The sequence below is a fragment of the Aeromonas sp. INTO2 genome (genome assembly GCF_049860605.1).
GTDB classification, from domain to species: domain Bacteria; phylum Pseudomonadota; class Gammaproteobacteria; order Enterobacterales; family Aeromonadaceae; genus Aeromonas; species Aeromonas caviae.
Window position 1 is genome coordinate 4,683,711 of the sequence record NZ_CP187588.1, and the last position, 16,130, is coordinate 4,699,840.

At 65.8% G+C, this 16,130-nt stretch carries 15 protein-coding genes; 5 read left to right on the forward strand and 10 right to left on the reverse strand.

The features are described from left to right. Window positions 1–77: 77 nt before the first annotated feature. Entirely contained in the window at window positions 78–254 is a 177-nt protein-coding gene (locus tag ACPW74_RS22275) for a hypothetical protein (protein WP_080988754.1), read from the reverse strand. Window positions 255–354: 100 nt separating this feature from the next. Here ACPW74_RS22275 and sgrR point away from each other — a divergent pair, with 100 nt between their 5' ends. Genes sgrR through ACPW74_RS22290 form a run of 3 tightly spaced genes read left to right on the forward strand, consistent with a single transcriptional unit; the run spans window position 355 to window position 3,284 of the window. Beyond that, window positions 355–2,109, forward strand: coding sequence for an HTH-type transcriptional regulator SgrR (sgrR, locus tag ACPW74_RS22280; RefSeq protein WP_266139944.1), 1,755 nt, complete (start codon window positions 355–357; stop codon window positions 2,107–2,109). 35 nt (window positions 2,110–2,144) lie between these two features. Continuing rightward, window positions 2,145–2,540 carry an acyl-CoA thioesterase gene (locus ACPW74_RS22285; RefSeq protein WP_010672731.1) on the forward strand — a complete coding sequence of 132 codons (396 nt, stop codon included), beginning with the start codon at window positions 2,145–2,147 and terminating at the stop codon, window positions 2,538–2,540. Between the two features lie 30 nt (window positions 2,541–2,570). Then, entirely contained in the window at window positions 2,571–3,284 is a 714-nt protein-coding gene (locus tag ACPW74_RS22290) for a hypothetical protein (protein WP_010672732.1), read from the forward strand. Window positions 3,285–3,338: 54 nt separating this feature from the next. On the opposite strand, the gene ACPW74_RS22295 is transcribed toward ACPW74_RS22290, so the two are convergent. Continuing rightward, window positions 3,339–4,079, reverse strand: a complete 741-nt coding sequence (locus ACPW74_RS22295) for a lipase secretion chaperone (protein ID WP_201890465.1) — start codon at window positions 4,077–4,079, stop codon at window positions 3,339–3,341. After that, window positions 4,076–4,993 carry a lipase family alpha/beta hydrolase gene (locus tag ACPW74_RS22300; RefSeq protein ID WP_279981037.1) on the reverse strand — a complete coding sequence of 306 codons (918 nt, stop codon included), beginning with the start codon at window positions 4,991–4,993 and terminating at the stop codon, window positions 4,076–4,078. Before ACPW74_RS22300 ends, ACPW74_RS22295 begins: the two co-directional genes overlap by 4 nt. 305 nt (window positions 4,994–5,298) lie before the next feature. On the opposite strand from ACPW74_RS22300, the gene ACPW74_RS22305 reads away from it, so the two are divergent. Together ACPW74_RS22305 and ACPW74_RS22310 are read left to right on the forward strand one after the other, a co-directional pair. Next, the gene (locus tag ACPW74_RS22305; protein ID WP_279982236.1) at window positions 5,299–5,724 is read left to right on the forward strand and encodes a hypothetical protein; all 426 of its coding nucleotides are present in this window, start codon (window positions 5,299–5,301) and stop codon (window positions 5,722–5,724) included. 23 nt (window positions 5,725–5,747) lie between these two features. Beyond that, window positions 5,748–6,362: a superoxide dismutase gene (locus ACPW74_RS22310; protein ID WP_041212366.1), complete on the forward strand. Its 615-nt coding sequence runs from the start codon at window positions 5,748–5,750 to the stop codon at window positions 6,360–6,362. Window positions 6,363–6,415: 53 nt separating this feature from the next. Here the strand turns inward: ACPW74_RS22310 and ACPW74_RS22315 are convergent, their stop codons facing one another. From ACPW74_RS22315 to menD, 7 genes are all read right to left on the reverse strand, one after another. After that, a complete protein-coding gene (locus tag ACPW74_RS22315; RefSeq protein WP_201890466.1) occupies window positions 6,416–7,354 on the reverse strand; it encodes a SanA/YdcF family protein in 939 nt (312 codons plus the stop codon). Window positions 7,355–7,510: 156 nt separating this feature from the next. After that, on the reverse strand, window positions 7,511–10,258 hold the full coding sequence (locus ACPW74_RS22320) for a collagenase (protein ID WP_425858473.1): 2,748 nt from the start codon (window positions 10,256–10,258) through the stop codon (window positions 7,511–7,513). A gap of 176 nt (window positions 10,259–10,434) precedes the next feature. Further along, a complete protein-coding gene (gene menE / locus ACPW74_RS22325; RefSeq protein WP_279981039.1) occupies window positions 10,435–11,835 on the reverse strand; it encodes an o-succinylbenzoate--CoA ligase in 1,401 nt (466 codons plus the stop codon). A gap of 3 nt (window positions 11,836–11,838) precedes the next feature. Beyond that, complete coding sequence (gene menC / locus ACPW74_RS22330) at window positions 11,839–12,768, reverse strand: o-succinylbenzoate synthase (protein WP_104451956.1); 930 nt, start codon at window positions 12,766–12,768, stop codon at window positions 11,839–11,841. After that, a complete protein-coding gene (gene menB / locus ACPW74_RS22335; RefSeq protein ID WP_041212277.1) occupies window positions 12,768–13,628 on the reverse strand; it encodes a 1,4-dihydroxy-2-naphthoyl-CoA synthase in 861 nt (286 codons plus the stop codon). Before menB ends, menC begins: the two co-directional genes overlap by 1 nt. Further along, a complete protein-coding gene (gene menH, locus ACPW74_RS22340) occupies window positions 13,621–14,385 on the reverse strand; it encodes a 2-succinyl-6-hydroxy-2,4-cyclohexadiene-1-carboxylate synthase (protein ID WP_041212278.1) in 765 nt (254 codons plus the stop codon). The genes menB and menH overlap by 8 nt, the downstream gene beginning before the upstream one ends. After that, window positions 14,375–16,120, reverse strand: coding sequence for a 2-succinyl-5-enolpyruvyl-6-hydroxy-3-cyclohexene-1-carboxylic-acid synthase (menD, locus tag ACPW74_RS22345; protein WP_279981041.1), 1,746 nt, complete (start codon window positions 16,118–16,120; stop codon window positions 14,375–14,377). The genes menH and menD overlap by 11 nt, the downstream gene beginning before the upstream one ends. Window positions 16,121–16,130 lie beyond the last annotated feature (10 nt).

A 16,130-nucleotide genomic window follows, 5' to 3' on the forward strand; every position in this document is an offset into this window, starting at 1 on the left:
CGCCGATGTAAACCACCCAATCCGGCAAAGCAATGCCGGGGGATGGCGGTGACCGGATGGCGCCTGTGACGGCGACCTCAGAGACGGCGGCGATACTCCCTGTCGTCTATCTGGTGCATGTCCCACTGCATCAGGCGGTTGAGCTGCACCATGGGATCTTCGACCAGCGTCAGAGGGCGGGGCAGGATCCTCAGGAAGTAGCGACGAAGGGTTTGCTGGATCCGGTTCGGTTTGAGGGGGTTGGCGTGGCTCATGATGGTGCTCCTGTGCAGTGGTTCTCACGTTCGCCAGCAGTATTGAGCTAAAATACGGAAGTAAAAACTGATGACTTTCAGAGACAGGATTTCCTCTTTTATGCCTACTAGCCGCCTTTATCAGCAATTTCAACGGCTCGCCCAGCAGCTTGGCTGCGACGAGCGGGAAATCAGCCTCGCCGAGGTGGCGGACCTGCTCTGCTGCACCACGCGCAATGCACGCCTGCTGCTGCGCCGCATGGAAGGGCAGGGCTGGCTGTGCTGGACGGCGGAGGCAGGGCGGGGGCGGCGCTCCCGCCTCACCATGCTGGACAACCAGGAGAGCCTGACCCGGCGCCGATTGCGGGATCTGCTGAGTCAGGGCCAGCTGGCGCAGGCGGTGCGGCTGGCCGAAGATCGCCTGGATCTGCTCACCCCGCTGCTTATCGAGCAGCTCGGCCAGGCCACCCGGGAGGGGCGCCAGATCCTGCGGGTGCCCTACTACCGGCCCCTGCCCGGTCTGTTGCCCACCGCGCCCTTGCGTCGCTCCGAAATTCACCTGAGCCGCCAGATCTTCAACGGTCTGACCCGGCGAAACGAGGAAAATGGGGAAATCGAGGGGGATCTCGCCCACTACTGGGAGTGTCTGGCCCCCTGTCACTGGCGCTTCTATCTGCGCCCCGTGGTGCGTTTTCACCATGGCCGCGAACTGGTGGTGGAGGATGTGATGGAGAGCCTGCAGGCCTTGCGGGATCGCCCGCTGTTCGCCCATCTGGCACGGCTGGAGAGCCGCTGGCCGCGCACCCTGGACATCCATCTCGACAGCCCGGATCCTCTGCTGCCGCACCTGCTGGCCGAGCCGGTGGCGGCCATCCTGCCACGGGAGCTCAAGGGGGAGGCGAATTTCGCCCTGCAGCCGGTGGGCACCGGCCCCTATCGGGTGAGCGCCAACGATCCCCTGCACCTGTGCCTCGAAGCATTTGACGACTACTTCGGGCTCCGGGCCCTGCTCGACGAGATCGACATCTGGATGCTGCCGGAGCTGGCGGAGCGGCTGGAGAGCCACGTCAGGCTGGGCAGCGACACCCCGGAGCTTGGCTCCATGCGCGGGGAGTCCGAACTCGAGTCCGGCTGCTACTTCCTGCTGCAGGACGACAGATCGGCCCCCCTGCAGGACCCGGCCCTGCGCCAGTGGCTGACCCGGCTGCTCAACCCCATCGCCCTGATGGCCCGGGTGGCGCCCGAGCTGCAGCGGGGCTGGACCAGCGCGCTGGGTCTCCTGCCCCACTGGCGCGAGAGCCTGCCTCTTCCCGAGTCCGGCCCGGTCAGCCTGCCAGCGCGGCTGGTACTGGCCTGCTTCAACCAGCATCTGGAGTTCAACGAGTGCGCCAGCGCCATGAGCAGCCTGCTGGCAGAGCAGGGGATCCAGCTCGAGGTGCGTACCCTGGACTACGGGCGCTGGGTGAGCGGGGAGGATGAAGATGTGGATCTCTGGTTCGGCACCCTCAACCTGGAGCATGAGCACGCCTTCGCCCCTTACGCCTGGCTTCAGGGCACCCCCTTGCTGCGCCGGGTGTGGGGCGGCCAGCAGGCCCTGTGGCAGGGATTGACGCAGTGGCGCGCCCATGGTGAAGAGCCCGGCCCCCGCGCCCTGCTGGCCGAGGTGCAGCGCCAGAGCTGGTTCGTGCCGCTGTTTCATCACTGGCTGGAGCTGGAGAGCCGGGTCGGCGTGCACGGTGTGCGCATGACGGCCCTTGGCTGGTTCGATTTTCGCTGCGCCTGGTTAAAGCCCGAGCAGGTGGCGCAGGAGCCGGAAACCGGCGGTGGCTCTCACCCCCAGGCAGGGACGCTTGAGTCGGACGGGTTGGCGCGCTAGCCTGTGCGCGGTCCTACGACAAGGAGTCGACATCCATGCTGGAAATGCAGATCCAACCCCGTTTTCAAGAGACGGACGCCCTCGGCCACATCAACAACACGGTGCCGGCGGTCTGGTTTGAATCGGCCCGTGATCCCCTGTTTCGCCTCTTCTCGCCTGAGCTGGATGTGCATGACTGGCATCTGATCATCGCGGGCTACACGGTGCAATTCAAACGGGAGCTGTTCTATGGCCAGATGGTGTCGATCAAGACCGGCGTGCGGCGTATCGGTACCAGCTCCTTCACGCTCTGGCAGGAAGCCTGGCAGGGCGGCGAGCTGGCGGTGACCGCCGAGACGACCCTGATCCATTTTGACTACCGGACCCGGCAGTCCATCCCTTTGAGCGAGGCTCACCGGGAGGGACTGAGGGTCTGGCTGGTAGAGAGTTAATCCGGCCTTCGGGCCCACCACAGGACACTTATGCGCACAACCGCGATCGCCCTGAGCCTCGGCTTGGGACTGGGACTCTGCTCCCTGCCTTCATTCGCCGCCTCCCTGGCCGAGCAGTTCACCCTGATGGAGAAGGGGGCCGACAGCGCCCTCGATACCCGCTTGTTCAGCCACGATGGCGTTGACATCAAGGCCTGGGTCGACGGCACGCCCGTCATCATCGCCGTGCCCATCCTGAACGAGCAGGGCAAACAGGAAGGGGAGAGCCGTTACTACTTCAAGGGCGGCAAGCTGTTCGGGGTGAAGGAGCCCGCCGCTCAGTTCGCCTTCGATGACAGTGGCAAGCTGACCCAATGGCTGGACGACAAGGGGCAGCCTGCGGAGTTTGTCAGCAAGATGAGCATGCAGCAGCGGGAAGCCTGGCTGACCAGACGGGCGGCCGAGCTGGGCGGGTTGTTTGCACCGAGCACCGCCGAGGAGAAGGCTGACAAGGGGGGCGTCAAGCTCAAGGGGGCCGAGCTCGCCCAGTGGCTCTGCAATGGCAAGCTGATGGCGCTTGCCGGAGGTGACAAGGTGACCTTCGAGCCGGCCAAACTCAAGAGGAGTGCAGAGGGCATCAAGGGAGAAGTTTCCCTGCGCCAGGAGAAGGGGTGGCAGGATCTCTGCCTCACCTGCGAGGTGCAGGGCAACCGGGTGACTCGCCTCACCTGGCAGCCGCTGCCGGGGGCCAACAAGCCGCAGTAAGGGCGGCAGCGTCAAAGAATGGGGGCCCACTTGCGGGCCCCTTTTTCATGCCGGTTACTGCTCGCCCAGGGTGAGCCGGGTGAGGGCCTCCACCCGTCGCCACTGACCGGGCTCGAACCAGCGTGCCAGGATCTCCGGCTGCTGGCTGGCACGGGCCTCGGCAGGCAGGGGCCTGATCTCGGCCAGATAGCCGGCCAACTGCTGCTCGAACCCCTGCTGGCTCTCTGCCAGCTGGTGCAACCGGTCTGCCGCCTCCGGTCCCAACTGTTCGCGCAGTGCGGCGTCACGCCCTACTGCGGGGAGTTGCTCCAGAGCCTGCAGATCGCCGAGCAGGCGGCTGTTGGCCTCCGCCTCCCGAAACCACTGGGGCTGCTCCGCCAGCCAGAGCTCCAGCTCGCTCGCCAGCAGCGGCTTGTCGGCATCGCTGGACTCCGCCAGCGCCTTGCGGCGCAGGGTCCACTGCTCCATCAGCCTGTCCTCGGCAAACAGCTGCTCCTGCTCGACCGGGGTGAAACGCTGCCTGCGCAACTGTTCGCGCTCGTCGAACAGCTTCTGCAAGCTGGCGAGGCCCGGATCCGCCGGCACCGTCAGGCTGCCCTCGGCCCCGAGAAAGGCTTCATGGCGGGCCTGCAGCGAGGACTTATCCGACGGCGGTGCGGCCTGCCTGACCAGAGGGGAAGCGGGCCCTGCATGTTGCGGCGAAGGGGCGGTTGCGTCAGCGGAGGTCCAATACTGCCAGCCCCCCAGCAGCAGGGCCGCCGCCAGCGGAGCAGCCATCAGCCATGCCCTGTTCATAGTCCCAGCCTCTGCAGGCGGTTGGCGTGCTGGCGATAGAGGTTGACCGGGTCGGTCTCGAACAGGTGGCGAATGCCGAACGACTGGTTCACCTCGTCCAGATGGTTCATGCGGTAGTGGGTGCCGATCACCTTGCCGAGGTGGCTGCTGCATACTCCGACCAGGCCATCGTTGGGCTCCTTGAAGAAGCTGCCGGTCAGCGCCAGCGCCAGCGCCGGATCCACCGGATCCAGGATGTTGGTCATGGTGCCGCGTCCGCTCCAGGAGAAGTAGTAGACCCCGTTGGCGGCCTGCATGGGCCCTTCACCGCAATGCTGGCTCGGCAGCCCTTCCGGATAGCGCTGGTTGAAGCGCTGGGCGCCGGTGCTGGTGAGGGCGTCGAGGGCTGCGAGGGGATCCTGCGGCAGCTGGCTGCCCCCGGAGAGCAGCGAGATGACCCCGGACAGGGCCGAGGCGGCGGCCACCGCCAGACCTTCGGCCGCCGAGCCCGGCGTCACCTTGGCCCGCACCAGGTCGGCGATCTCCGAGCCATGGTTGACCCCGCCCACGCTGGTGGCGGAAGCGACCAACTCGGGGGCGACCGAAGCGACGTAGCGAATGGTGGGGCCACCGTGAGAGTGGCCGATGAGGTTCACCTTCTCCGCCCCCGTGATGGCGAGCACCTGCTGCACCTGCTTGAGCAGCTGTTCACCGCGCAGCTCCGAGCTCTGGGTGGCGGAGACCTGGGCCACGTAAACCTTGGCGCCATCCCGGGTCAGGGCCTGGGGGATGCCGTAGAAGTAATCGACTCCGAGCAGCTTGTCGAAACCGAACAGACCGTGCACCAGCACTATGGGGTAGCGGGTCTGGGTATAACCGGCCCCCTGACCCAGCATGGGCAGGGCGCACAACAGCATCAATAGCCATCTTTTCATCTTCACCGTCCTTGTGAAAAAACCGGCTGCACTCTGGTCGTCACCGGGGGTCGTCACCGGGCAGCCACCGGCCTCATGCCAGTACCGGCAGCATGGTGGCTGAACTCAAATGTATCTGTGGATGGGATCACTAAACCGGGGATTGCAGAAAAACCCTACCCATATGGGCAAAAAAGGCGGCACCAACTATTCCTTGTGTCTGCTCATCAAATAAGTTAAATAATAATTATTATCATTTGAGTGGTCGAGTCATGACGGGAACCTGGGTGAAGGGGTGGGTCGGTACCACCGGAGCGGACAGCAGCATGGCGCACTGGAAGGCGCAGACCCTGAGTGGCAACCGCCATTTCGATGCGGGGGAGTACGCCAGGGCGCTCGACTGCTATCAGCAGGCGCTGTGGCTTGCCCGCCAGCAGTTTGCCGAGTGGCACGATGCCGACGAAGCGGTGGCGGCCCTGGTGGTGGCCCATCACAACTTGGCGGATCTGCTGGTGGCCATGACCCTGCCGGATCGGGCCGCCGACCTGCTGTGTCACATCCATGATTGCCTGCTGACCACCAGCCAGTCCCCCACCAGTTCCGCTGCCCTGCGGGAGGCGGCTGTTCGCCACGCCCGCAGCACCCGTACCGAGCTGCTCGCCTTTCTGGGCAAACACGGTCATCACGACGGCATCCAGCGCAGCCTGGGTCAATGTCTGTGTCAGACCGGCTCTGCCCATCAACTGCATTGAGCCCAACAGGAGAGACAATGAACATGAGCCATACCCTGCCAGCCCTTCCTTACGCCTATGACGCGCTGGAACCCCATATCGATGCAAAGACCATGGAGATCCATCACAGCCGTCACCATCAGACTTATGTCACCAACCTCAATGCCGCCCTGGCCGATCTGCCGGAGCTGGCTGCCCTGCCGCTGGAGGCATTGCTTGCCCGTATCGACAGCCTGCCGGCCCAGGTGCAGGGGGCGGTGCGCAATCACGGCGGCGGTCACGCCAACCACAGCCTGTTCTGGCAGGTGATGAGTCCGCAGGGCGGCGGCGAGCCGGACGGCGAGCTGGCCGCAGCGATCGAGCGGGATCTGGGTGGGCTGGAATCCTTCAGACAGGCCTTTACCCAGGCGGCGTTGAGCCGTTTTGGCAGCGGCTGGGCCTGGCTGGTGGTCGATGGGCGCGGCAAGTTGCAGGTGGTGAGCAGCGCGAACCAGGACAGCCCCCTGATGGAGGGGCTCACCCCCATACTCGGGCTGGATGTGTGGGAGCATGCCTACTACCTCAAGTACCAGAACAAGCGTCCCGACTACATAGCCGCGTTTTACAACGTGATCGACTGGGACGAGGTGGCACGGCGTTACGTGGTGGCTCTGGCCTGATCGCCGGAAATACCGAGCCCAATGAAAGAGACCCGCCTGTTGGCGGGTCTCTGCTATTGAGGGGTCGGCGCGCTGCCGGTTGGCGGCGCCGCGCTGGTGGCAGCCGGATTATCCACGGGCGTTGCCTCGCTCGGCACGGCTGCGCTGGTGGCTGGTGCACCGCTGGTTGCAGCCGCTGCACTGGTGTCGGTTGCCGCGCTCACTGCCGCTGCCTGCTTGGCTTTCGGCTGATGAGGGGGCGGTGCAATGGGCAGGCAGGGCTGGCTCGCGCCTATGGTGCTCAACGCCTGGCAGGGGACCGGGCCGCCGATGACGATGGGCTCGCCGAGGAATTTGGGACCCTTGTCCAGCACGTAGAGGTCGAGCAGCCCCATCAGGCGGGCGAACACCTCGCGCACCCGGGTCTTGATGCCCTGATAGGCGCTGGGATCCACGGCGTTGAAGCCGACCGCCTCGATGCCGAAATGGCGGGCGATGAAGATGGCACGCTCGTTGTGAAAGGCCTGGGAGACCACGGTGAAGTGGGCCTGACCGAACACCTCCTTGGCACGCACGATGGAGTCCAGAGTCCGAAAGCCGGCGTAGTCGCTGTAGATGGCGTTGGCCGGGATGCCGGCCTGGATCAGGGCCCGCCGCATTTGGCGCGGTTCGTTGTACTGCACGGTGGCGTTGTCGCCGGAGACCAGGATGTAGTCCACCTTGCCGTTGTTGTAGAGCTCGGCGGCGGCCTTGATCCGGTATTTGAAGTAGTGGTTAGGGCTGCCGCCAATCAGGTATTTGGAGGTGCCGAGCACCAGGGCGACCCGGTTGTAGGGCACCGCGTTGACGTCGTCGTAGGTGTAGTGACGGGCGTCCGAGACGGTCCACTCGCTGTAGCCAAGCAGGGCGGCGATGGAGGCCAGCAACAGGCAGAGGCAGGCGAGCAGGATCTTGGCAAACTTCTTCATGCGCGGTGCGGTTCGGGTCTGAAGTAAGAGAAGACAGGGGGCCATTCTATTACAAGTTGTTGTGGCGCGTCAGGTTTGATGGCGGCGCAGGGTCTCACTCGGGCAGAGGTTGTCGCAGCGCGCGCCCCGATCCCGGGCTTATCAAACGGCGCCATAAACAAGGGGCGACCATGGCCGCCCCTTGTCATAGCCGTCTCGTCCTCAGTGGGAGGAGTCGTTGGCCTTGCACTCGTCAGAGTCCTTGTTGGCTTCCCACCAAGGCAGCAGCTCGCGGCCGAGCCACTGCTGGTAGGCCTCGCTGTCGCTTGCGATCAGCGCATCCAGCTCGGCTTCGAAGGCGCTCATCGCCTGCTGCTGATCCGGGTTGCGCAGGGCCCGGGCCATGGCCAGCCAGCTGGCGCCGCGACCCGTCTCGCTGAGGAAGCGGTGCACCGTGTAGGACCAGGAGTAGACCATCTCGCCGCCCTTGTCGTAATCCAGATGCAGGATGTCGGCCAGGGCCGGACGGTCGCTGGCCGGGCGGCCGGCGACGTTGTCCAGACCGCGGGCGAAGCACTGGCCGTGGGCGATGAATTCCGCCAGCCCTTCCGACCACCAGGTGGTGCGGTTGAGCGGGTAGTGGCCGAAGCTGTCGTACTGGTTGAAGCGGCCGTCCAGGTAGTGCACGTACTCGTGGCGCAGGCTCCACACCTGGAACGCAGGGCGCTTCCACTCCGCCTCGTAGGCGAAGAAGCGGGCCTGGTTGCCGGGGCGAGCCGGATCCCCTTCGAGGTAGATACCGCCGTTGTCGGTGGAGACGCCGCCGAACAGGGCACTGCCGTAGCGTTTCCAGTCGGCGGAGGAGTTGAAGACCACCAGTTCCAGCGCCTCGTTGTGATCATCCGCCACCGGCTGCCAGCCGGTCTCCATCTGCTGGTGGAACTGCTGCTCTTCGGCACCCAGTTCACGGCAGATCCCCTCGGCCTGGCTCATGGTCAGATCCTGGGCCCGCAGGCGCAGGGTCGGCGAGCAGGTATGCTCGAAGGGCAGCACGTCCTCCACCCGGACAGGGGTGCAGAGCCCGGCGAAGTCACCGCTAATGCAGGCTTCGCTGGTGCGGTCCGTGTAGGTCAGGTAGTAGGTGGAGAGGGTCAGTGACATGTCTTCCAGCAGATCCTGACTCTGCTGGCCACCGGGGATCAGGTCGTGGTGGCGAACCAGTACGATGACGGAGTCATCCAGCAGCTTGCGGTAGTCGTCGAGCTCGTCCGGGCGGGTATAGCGGGCGACCCGGTAGAGGCGGGTGTAGGCATCCAGCACGTTGTTGAGCAGGAACAGATCGGCGCCATCCCTTCCTTGCCACAACGCGAGCTCGCTCATGCCGAGGGCGTGCAGCTGCTGGCGCAGCTCGCCATCCTGCGCTCGGAAGTCGTTGGCGAAGGGGTCGCTGTAGTCGCTGGCGAAGTCGAGGAAGTTGAGCAGATCGAACAGGCCGGTTGCCCAGGCGTGCTGACCGTTGATCTCGCTGGCATGGCGGGTGCTGTAGGCCAGCATCTGGTTGAACTCGCCGAGCAGGGTGCCAAAGCGGTTCTGCACTGCCGGGCTCTTGAACTGACCGTGCAGGGCGATGCTCCAGGCACCGATCACGGAGCCCACCTCATCGGTGGGGTGCTCCGGGAAGAGCAGCGGATGGGCGCCGAGCGCGGTCAATGCCTCAGCCAGCGCCTCGGCGGCGGCCGGGCCGTCTTCCTTGTGCTTGCCGTAGTTGTGGTAGTTGTGGGCTCGCACGTATTCCAGCAGCAGCTTCATGGCCGGATGAGCCGGCTGATTGGCCGCCAGCAGGCTCTGGATACCGCGCGACACGGCCAGCAGCTTGGTGTCATCGTGACCATAGTTTTCCTGCCAGACCGGCGCGGGCTGGCCACTGGCATCCTGCACTATCCTGGCCGCTTCGGCGTCCAGCAGTTCGGTGCCCGGCAGATCCGGCTCGGAACAGGCGCGGCCGTCGGCACGGCGACAGTCGATCTGCTCTTCCTTGCTGGCCAGCACGATGGGGCGGTTGAGCACCCGGCTCTCCTGCCACTCGGTTGTTTCCGGCAGGTTCTGCCATTCGCTGCCCCCCACCGGGTATTGATAGCCGGTGTCCTTCAAGATCACCTGCACTTCGCTGCCGGCGGGCAGGGTCTGACGGCACACCCGATAGCTGATGGTCTTGTCCCCTTCCTGACGGGTCTGGGGTTCATCGCACTCCTGCTGGGCCTTGATCTCGTCCAGCAACCAGGTGTACTGGCGCCAGACGTGCAACTCGCTCACCTGCTTGGCGGCCTGGCTGCCCGCGATGGGCTGCAGGCGGAAGAAGATCTGCTCGAGGCGGCCATCCCGTTCATTGGGGGTCTCTTCCAGCACCTTCAATTGCTGCCAGTTTTGCGGCTGGTACTGCCATGCCTGCTCGGCGCAGCGACCTTCGGCGTTGAGCTCGCAGCGATCCAGATCCTGCTCGCTGTGACCCAGGATGACCCGCTCAGCCAGCGGCAGACGATCCTGACGCGGCGCGGTCGGGGTGCCCGCCAGCGGCTCCCAGCGGCCCTGCTTCATGCCGTAGCCATAGTCATAGCTGCTGGCCGGGACGGCCTTGCCGGCCGGCACCACCACTTCACAGCTGAGGTAGCGGATCTGCCAGCCCTGCTCGATCTTGAGTTGCGGCTCGCCGCACTGCTGCTCTGCCAGCGCAGCCAGGTTGGCATCGCGCCAGTCGAAGCGGCGATACACCCTCAACTGCTGATAAGGGGCGTCGCCGCTGCGGGCGCTCAGTTCAAAGGTCACTTCGGTGAGACGATCCCCCAGCTGACGGCTGGATTCGCCTTTGAGTTGATACTGTTGCCAGTCGGAGGGGGAGTAGTCGGCCAGCGCCGAAGTGGCGAGCAGGCTTGGGGCTGCCAGGAGCAGCAGCCGGGGAGAGAGGTGCTTCATCATGATCCTTTTGGTGGATGGAGAGGCGTGGGGACCAGAGAGGGTATTAGGCTCCAAAGGAATATCAATTGGCCAGATGGCGCAGCGGAATGATGCATTCGGGAGCAAACAACACAAAAACAGCCCCAAAAGGGGCTGTGTTGATAGCAAGGACTCCGCCCCATATGGGGGAGGCGTCACTCCTCTTGTCGCAAACTGCGGGCGAGCAGGGTGCGGGAGGGTTTCAGATTGCCGCCGAGATCCGGCCAGGGATGCCACTGGTCCGGCACCATGAAGCCGGGTAACGACACCCTGATCCAGGCGGCCAGTTCGGCAGGGGAGGCCGGTTCGCCATGCCAGTCGATGAAGGCGGCGGGCCTATGCCCCCACTCGTCGCTCGGCACCGGCACCACCAGGGCCTGGGCCACGGCGGGGTGATCCACCAGCCGCTGCTCTATGGTCTCGGGCTGGATGTTCTCCCCTCCCGAGATGAAGAGGTTGTCGAGCCGCCCCTCCACCACCAGATCGCCCCCCGGAGTGAGGCGGCCCTTGTCCCGGGTGTGGAACCAACCCTCTTCATCGAGGGGGCGCACCAGCTCGCCCTCCCTGAAATAGCCGGCAAACAGGGTCTCACCGCGCACGCAGATCTCCCCCTGGCGGATGCAGACCTCCCGCCCCGGCAGCGGGCGACCCACCACGCCGGCGGCGCAGGGTTGCCCGGTGCAGACCTGGCTGCCCATCTCGGAGAGGCCATAGCTCACCTTGGGCTCCAGCCCCAGAGCGGTCAGCCGGTTGACCAGGGGCGCCGGGATGGCGGCGCCACCGAGCAGCAGCTCTCGCACCCGGGTGCGGGATGGGTCGAACCCCTGTGCCAGCAGGCGCCAGAGCTGGGTCGGCACCAGCGAGAGGTGGGTGATGGGCTGATCCTCGAGCCGCGCCTTGAGGGGCCGGGTGCGATCGTCCAGCACCAGGGCGGCTCCCGCCAGGAAGACCCGAAACAGGATAGCGTAACCGCCGACGTGAAACAGTGGCAGGGAGAGCAGCCAGCCACAGGCTTCGTCCAGGGGGATCAGGGTGGCGGAACCCCGAGCCGAGGTGAGGTGGTTGGCGAGGCGGTGGACCACCGCCTTGGGGGTACCGCTGGATCCCGAGGTGAGGATCATGTTGTTCGGCTGGTCGGGTACCAGCGGGGACTCCCCATCTGCGGCCAGCTCGCCCGTGAAGTCGAGGCTGAGGGCTTGCCAGTCGCCCGCCGGGATCTCGCCTGCCGACCAGAATGCCCGGGCCTCGAGCTGGCTCGCCAGTTCGCTGTGTCTGGTTGCCGGAAAGGCGGGATTGAGGGGGCAGAAGACGATGCCGCTGCGCACGCAGGCCCAGGCCAGCAACACATCCTCCAGGGCGCCGCGCACCACGGCGGCGAGATGATCTCCTCGTTCCAGCCCGGCCCGGGCGAGCTGATTGCACAGGTTGTTGAGGCGCAGGTCGAGGCGCTGGTAGCTAAGAGGCTCCCCGCTGTGGATGGCAATGCGATGAGGGGCCAGTGTCGCCCAGCGTCGTACCGGGCAGGTTTCCTGCCGTGGGATCTGACGGGTCACCATGGGTCAGTCACGGTGAAACAGGGGGTCCATCCTGCCCGGATCGGGTTGCCCTTGCTTGTCCAGCAGATCCCTGGCCAGCCAGCGGCGGGTATCGAGGCCAGGGGCCTGATCCGGCGCCCACTCCCCTGCGAGGCGGGCGAGCTGGCCGAGGCCGAGACCGGACTCGAAACAGGAAGAGACGATCACCTTGAGCTTCAGTTCGCGAGCGCGGGCTACCAGGGCCTCGCTGTTGGCGAGGGCGCCGAGCAGGGTCGGCTTGAGCACCAGGGCGCGCAGTTGCGGGATGGGCTCCCAGGGTTTGCCCTGAGCCAGCAGTTCGTCCAGCGCCACCGGCATGCCGGTGTGGCTGGCGACGAAGGCGATGTCCTCGAAGTCGGCGCACAGATCTTCGAGGTATTCGATGCGATTAGGATCCAGGTGGCCGCAGAAGGCCCAGGCCTCCTCGCGGGTCCAGCCCTGGTTGGCGTCCAGGACCAGCTTGAGGTTGGGGCGCCGATCGAGCAGCAGCCGGATCAGCGCCAGCTCGTCGCGCATGGGGTAGCGGGCTACCTTCAGCTTGGCCTTGAGGGGTGTCTCGTGCAGCCACTGCTTCCAGTTCTTGAGCAGCTCCTGGGGGGAGCCCTGGATCAGCGGATAGGGCTCGGGCAGGGGGGCACCCTGCTCGGGCCAGCTACGACGGGCGCAGTCGAGCCCGAACTGCACCGAGGGCAGCTGTGGCGTCGGGGTCTGTCCCCGCGCCAGCTGCGCCAGACAGTCGAGGGCCTCGGCCTGGGCGTCGGCCAGGGTCTCTTTGGAAAATCCTGGCAGGGGGGCTATCTCCCCCCAGCCATCGTCGATGCGTACCAGCAGGCCCTCGCGCGCTACCTGCAACTGACCGTGAAAGGCCAGGGGCTGGGTAAAGGGCAGTTGGTAGCGGTAGAGGGCGAGTGTCATCAGGGATTCCGCTTGTATTTGGAGAAGTCGGGACGGCGTTTCTCGTTGAATGCGTTGCGCCCTTCCTGACCCTCTTCGGTCATGTAGAACAGCATGGTGGCATTGCCTGCCAGCTCCTGCAAACCGGCCTGGCCGTCGCAGTCGGCGTTGAGGGCCGCCTTCAGGCAGCGCAGAGCCATGGGGCTGTGTTGCAGCATCTCGCGGCACCAGCGCACGGTTTCACGCTCCAGCTCGGCCAGGGGCACGACGGTGTTGACCAGCCCCATGTCGAGGGCCTGTTTGGCGTCGTAGAGGCGGCAGAGGAACCAGATCTCCCGAGCCTTCTTCTGGCCGACGATGCGGGCCATGTAGGAGGCGCCCCAGCCGCCGTCGAAGGAGCCCACCTTGGGGCCGGTCTGGCCGAACTGGGCGTTGTCGGCGGCGATGGTCAGGTCGCACATCATGTGCAGCACGTGGCCGCCACCGACGGCGTAGCCAGCCACCATGGCCACCACGGGTTTGGGGCAGGTACGGATGTCACGCTGGAAGTCGAGCACGTTGAGGTGATGGGTGCCTTCATCGTCCTGGTAGCCACCGTAGTCGCCGCGGATCTTCTGGTCGCCGCCGGCGCAGAAGGCCTTCTCGCCGAAGCCGGTGAGGATGATGGAGCCGACCTTGTCGTCGTAGCGGGCATCGGCCAGGGCTTGCAGCATCTCTTTCACGGTACGGGGGCGGAAGGCGTTGCGCACCTGGGGACGGTTGATGGTGATCTTGGCAATGCCCTCTGGGGACTTGTGATAGAGGATGTCCTCGTAACCGGCGGAGCAGTCGTGCCACTCGACAGGGGCATAGAGCTCGGCTTCCGTCATTGCTTCAATCATGGATCTTCTCTTCTGGTTGGTGAGCCCACTCCCGCAGGAGCCGGGCAAAGGTATCGGGCTGGCTTGTGTGCAGATTGTGTCCGCCATCCAGAGCCAAGTGTTTGATATTGCAGCCTTGCTTTACCAACTGGCAAGCGAGGGCATGGAATTTGTGATCCCGGTTGCCGGAGACCCACTGCACCGGCAGCCGGGTATCCCGAAGCCAGGGGGCGAGATCCGGCTGCCGCCCCAGGGACGTGGCCCTCAGCATGGCGGCCACGGCCTTGCCGTCGTTGCCAAGGCGGCGTGCGGCCTGGCGGATGCGGGCATCGTCGTCCAGGTCGGCGAAGACGCCCTGGCGGTACCAGTCGGCAAGCACCCGGGTCAGGGGCTCGCACTCGAAACGCCGGGCCCAGGCTTCATCGTGAGCGATGCGGGCCGGACGCTCACCGGCAGGCAGCCCGGGGTGGCAGTTCTCCAGCAGCAGGGCCTGCAACCCCGCCGGGGTGTGGCTGGCGTGATGAAGCGCGAGCCGCCCCCCCAGCGAATACCCCACCAGCCGGTAGTGGGCGATATCCCGTGCGGCCAGCTCGTCGCAGAGCCAGCGATGGGCCTCGTCAAAGCCGCTCACCCGCAGTGCCCGGTTGCGGCCGTGGCCCGGCAGATCCAGGGCATGGCACGGGACGTCGGGCAGGGTCTGGATGACAGGTCGCCAGTCGTCGGCGTCCCCCAGCAGGCCGTGCAGCAGCACCAGCGGCGCGGCGGGATCAGAGACCACGGATAGCGGCTCCCAGTGCTTTGAGATCCTCGGCGACTTCACTGCTCGGTACCTTGATTTCAATCAGGGTTACCCCGTTTTTCAGGGCTGCGGCATAGTCCTGCTCAAATGCGTCGAGGGTGGTGGGGGCCCGGTAGTGCAGGCCAAACATGGCGGCGGCGTGCTCGAAGTGCAGGCCGTGGGGCAGGCAGTAGTAGGTCTCCAGCAGGGCGTCCTGGGTGGGCACAGGCAGCATGCGGAAGATGCTGCCGCCGTCGTTGTTGAGCAGGATCACCACCAGGGGGCGGCTCCCCTTGCCGAGCAGCGCCAGGCTGTTGAGATCGTGCAGGGCGCTGAGATCCCCGAGCAGCAGGGTGGTGGGCTCGCGACTGTCAGGCGGGACCGACTGTGCGAAGCCGTATGCGGTGGCGATAAGGCCATCGATGCCGGAGGCGCCGCGGTTGGTCATCACCCGGCTGGGGCCCTTGCCCGCTTCGCCCAGCATGTCCATCAGCCGGGCCGGCATGCTGTTGCCGACGAACAACTGACCCTGGATGAGCTGATTCAGGCGGTGGCACACCCCGAGCTCCGAGAAGCGATCACAGGCGGTGCGGATCTGCTGGCTGATGGCCTGCTGGCGCGCGGCCAACTGGTGCCAGGGCTGCTGCGAATGGGGGATTGGATGGGCGGCCGCAAAGGCGGCGGGGTCGCACACCAGACGACGACGCAGCCGGTAGTCGGGGTCGAGGCGTGCCGGCTGCGGGTCCACCAGCCAGTAATCCTGCCAGGGGTGTTGTTTGATGAACTGGCCGAGGCGCTTGGAGATGAGGCGGGCGCCGAATTGCAGCAGTACCTCGGCGCGGGCCAGCTCGGCCACGAAGTCGCTGTGTTGCAGGGCGAGATCCGTGTGGACGAGGTTGCGATCATCGAAGCGGATCTGGCTTTGCAGATCCGCCAGCAGGGGCCAGCCGAGGCGGTCGGCCAGCTCGGCCACCGCCTTGCCTTGCCCCGGATCCTGGATGCGTCCGGCGACGATGACACCGCGCTTGCCCTTCAGCTCCTCCCAGTCCGGCTGGGCGGGGCAGCCTGGCTCGCCAGCCAGCCAGGGGCTCCAGGGCTTGGCCGAGTGCAGCCAGTCGCCGAGAGGCGCCAGGTAGTCGGCAAAGTCCAGGTAGTGGTCGCCGGGGTAGAGGGGCTCGGGGTACATGCAGTTGAAGTGCACCGGCCCCGGGGTGTGCGCCTGTCGGGCCAGGGCCTGATCCACCGAGCTCAGCACGAAGGCCGCCGGAATGGCGGGAGTGGGGCTCGGCAGATTTTGCTGATAGACGGGGTAGCGACCGAAGATCCCCGGCTGATCAATGGCCTGGTTGGCCCCGTTGTCGATGAGCTCGGGTGGCCTGTCGGCAGAGAGAATGATGAGCGGGACCCCGGTGAGCTGGGCTTCCGCCACCGCGGGCCAGAGGTTGGCCACCGCAGTGCCCGAGGTCATGATGACCGCCACCGGGCGGCCGCTCCCCTTGGCCAGCCCCAGCGCCATGAAGCCCAGACCCCGCTCGTCGAAGTGCAGATGGCGGCGAAAGCCCGGGTGGGCTGCGGCGGCCATGGTGAGCGGCGCCGAGCGGGATCCGGAGGCCAGGGCGATGTCACGCACGCCGAGGCGAAAGAGCTCTTCCAGCAAGAGGGAGGACCAGACATGATTGAAGGTGGCGTGATGGCTGGCAAAGGCGTGATGCGCGGACACGTGGCTGGCGGACATGAAGCTCTCG

Coding starts and splice junctions, on each gene's coding strand:
- menD (WP_279981041.1), bottom strand. CDS start 16,120: ATGTCCGCCAGCCACGTGTCCGCGCATCACGCCTTTGCCAGCCATCAC.
- ACPW74_RS22310 (WP_041212366.1), top strand. CDS start 5,748: ATGAGCCATACCCTGCCAGCCCTTCCTTACGCCTATGACGCGCTGGAA.
- ACPW74_RS22320 (WP_425858473.1), bottom strand. CDS start 10,258: ATGAAGCACCTCTCTCCCCGGCTGCTGCTCCTGGCAGCCCCAAGCCTG.
- ACPW74_RS22275 (WP_080988754.1), bottom strand. CDS start 254: ATGAGCCACGCCAACCCCCTCAAACCGAACCGGATCCAGCAAACCCTT.
- ACPW74_RS22300 (WP_279981037.1), bottom strand. CDS start 4,993: ATGAAAAGATGGCTATTGATGCTGTTGTGCGCCCTGCCCATGCTGGGT.
- ACPW74_RS22315 (WP_201890466.1), bottom strand. CDS start 7,354: ATGGCCCCCTGTCTTCTCTTACTTCAGACCCGAACCGCACCGCGCATG.
- menC (WP_104451956.1), bottom strand. CDS start 12,768: ATGACACTCGCCCTCTACCGCTACCAACTGCCCTTTACCCAGCCCCTG.
- sgrR (WP_266139944.1), top strand. CDS start 355: ATGCCTACTAGCCGCCTTTATCAGCAATTTCAACGGCTCGCCCAGCAG.
- ACPW74_RS22305 (WP_279982236.1), top strand. CDS start 5,299: ATGGCGCACTGGAAGGCGCAGACCCTGAGTGGCAACCGCCATTTCGAT.
- menB (WP_041212277.1), bottom strand. CDS start 13,628: ATGATTGAAGCAATGACGGAAGCCGAGCTCTATGCCCCTGTCGAGTGG.
- ACPW74_RS22295 (WP_201890465.1), bottom strand. CDS start 4,079: ATGAACAGGGCATGGCTGATGGCTGCTCCGCTGGCGGCGGCCCTGCTG.
- ACPW74_RS22285 (WP_010672731.1), top strand. CDS start 2,145: ATGCTGGAAATGCAGATCCAACCCCGTTTTCAAGAGACGGACGCCCTC.
- ACPW74_RS22290 (WP_010672732.1), top strand. CDS start 2,571: ATGCGCACAACCGCGATCGCCCTGAGCCTCGGCTTGGGACTGGGACTC.
- menE (WP_279981039.1), bottom strand. CDS start 11,835: ATGGTGACCCGTCAGATCCCACGGCAGGAAACCTGCCCGGTACGACGC.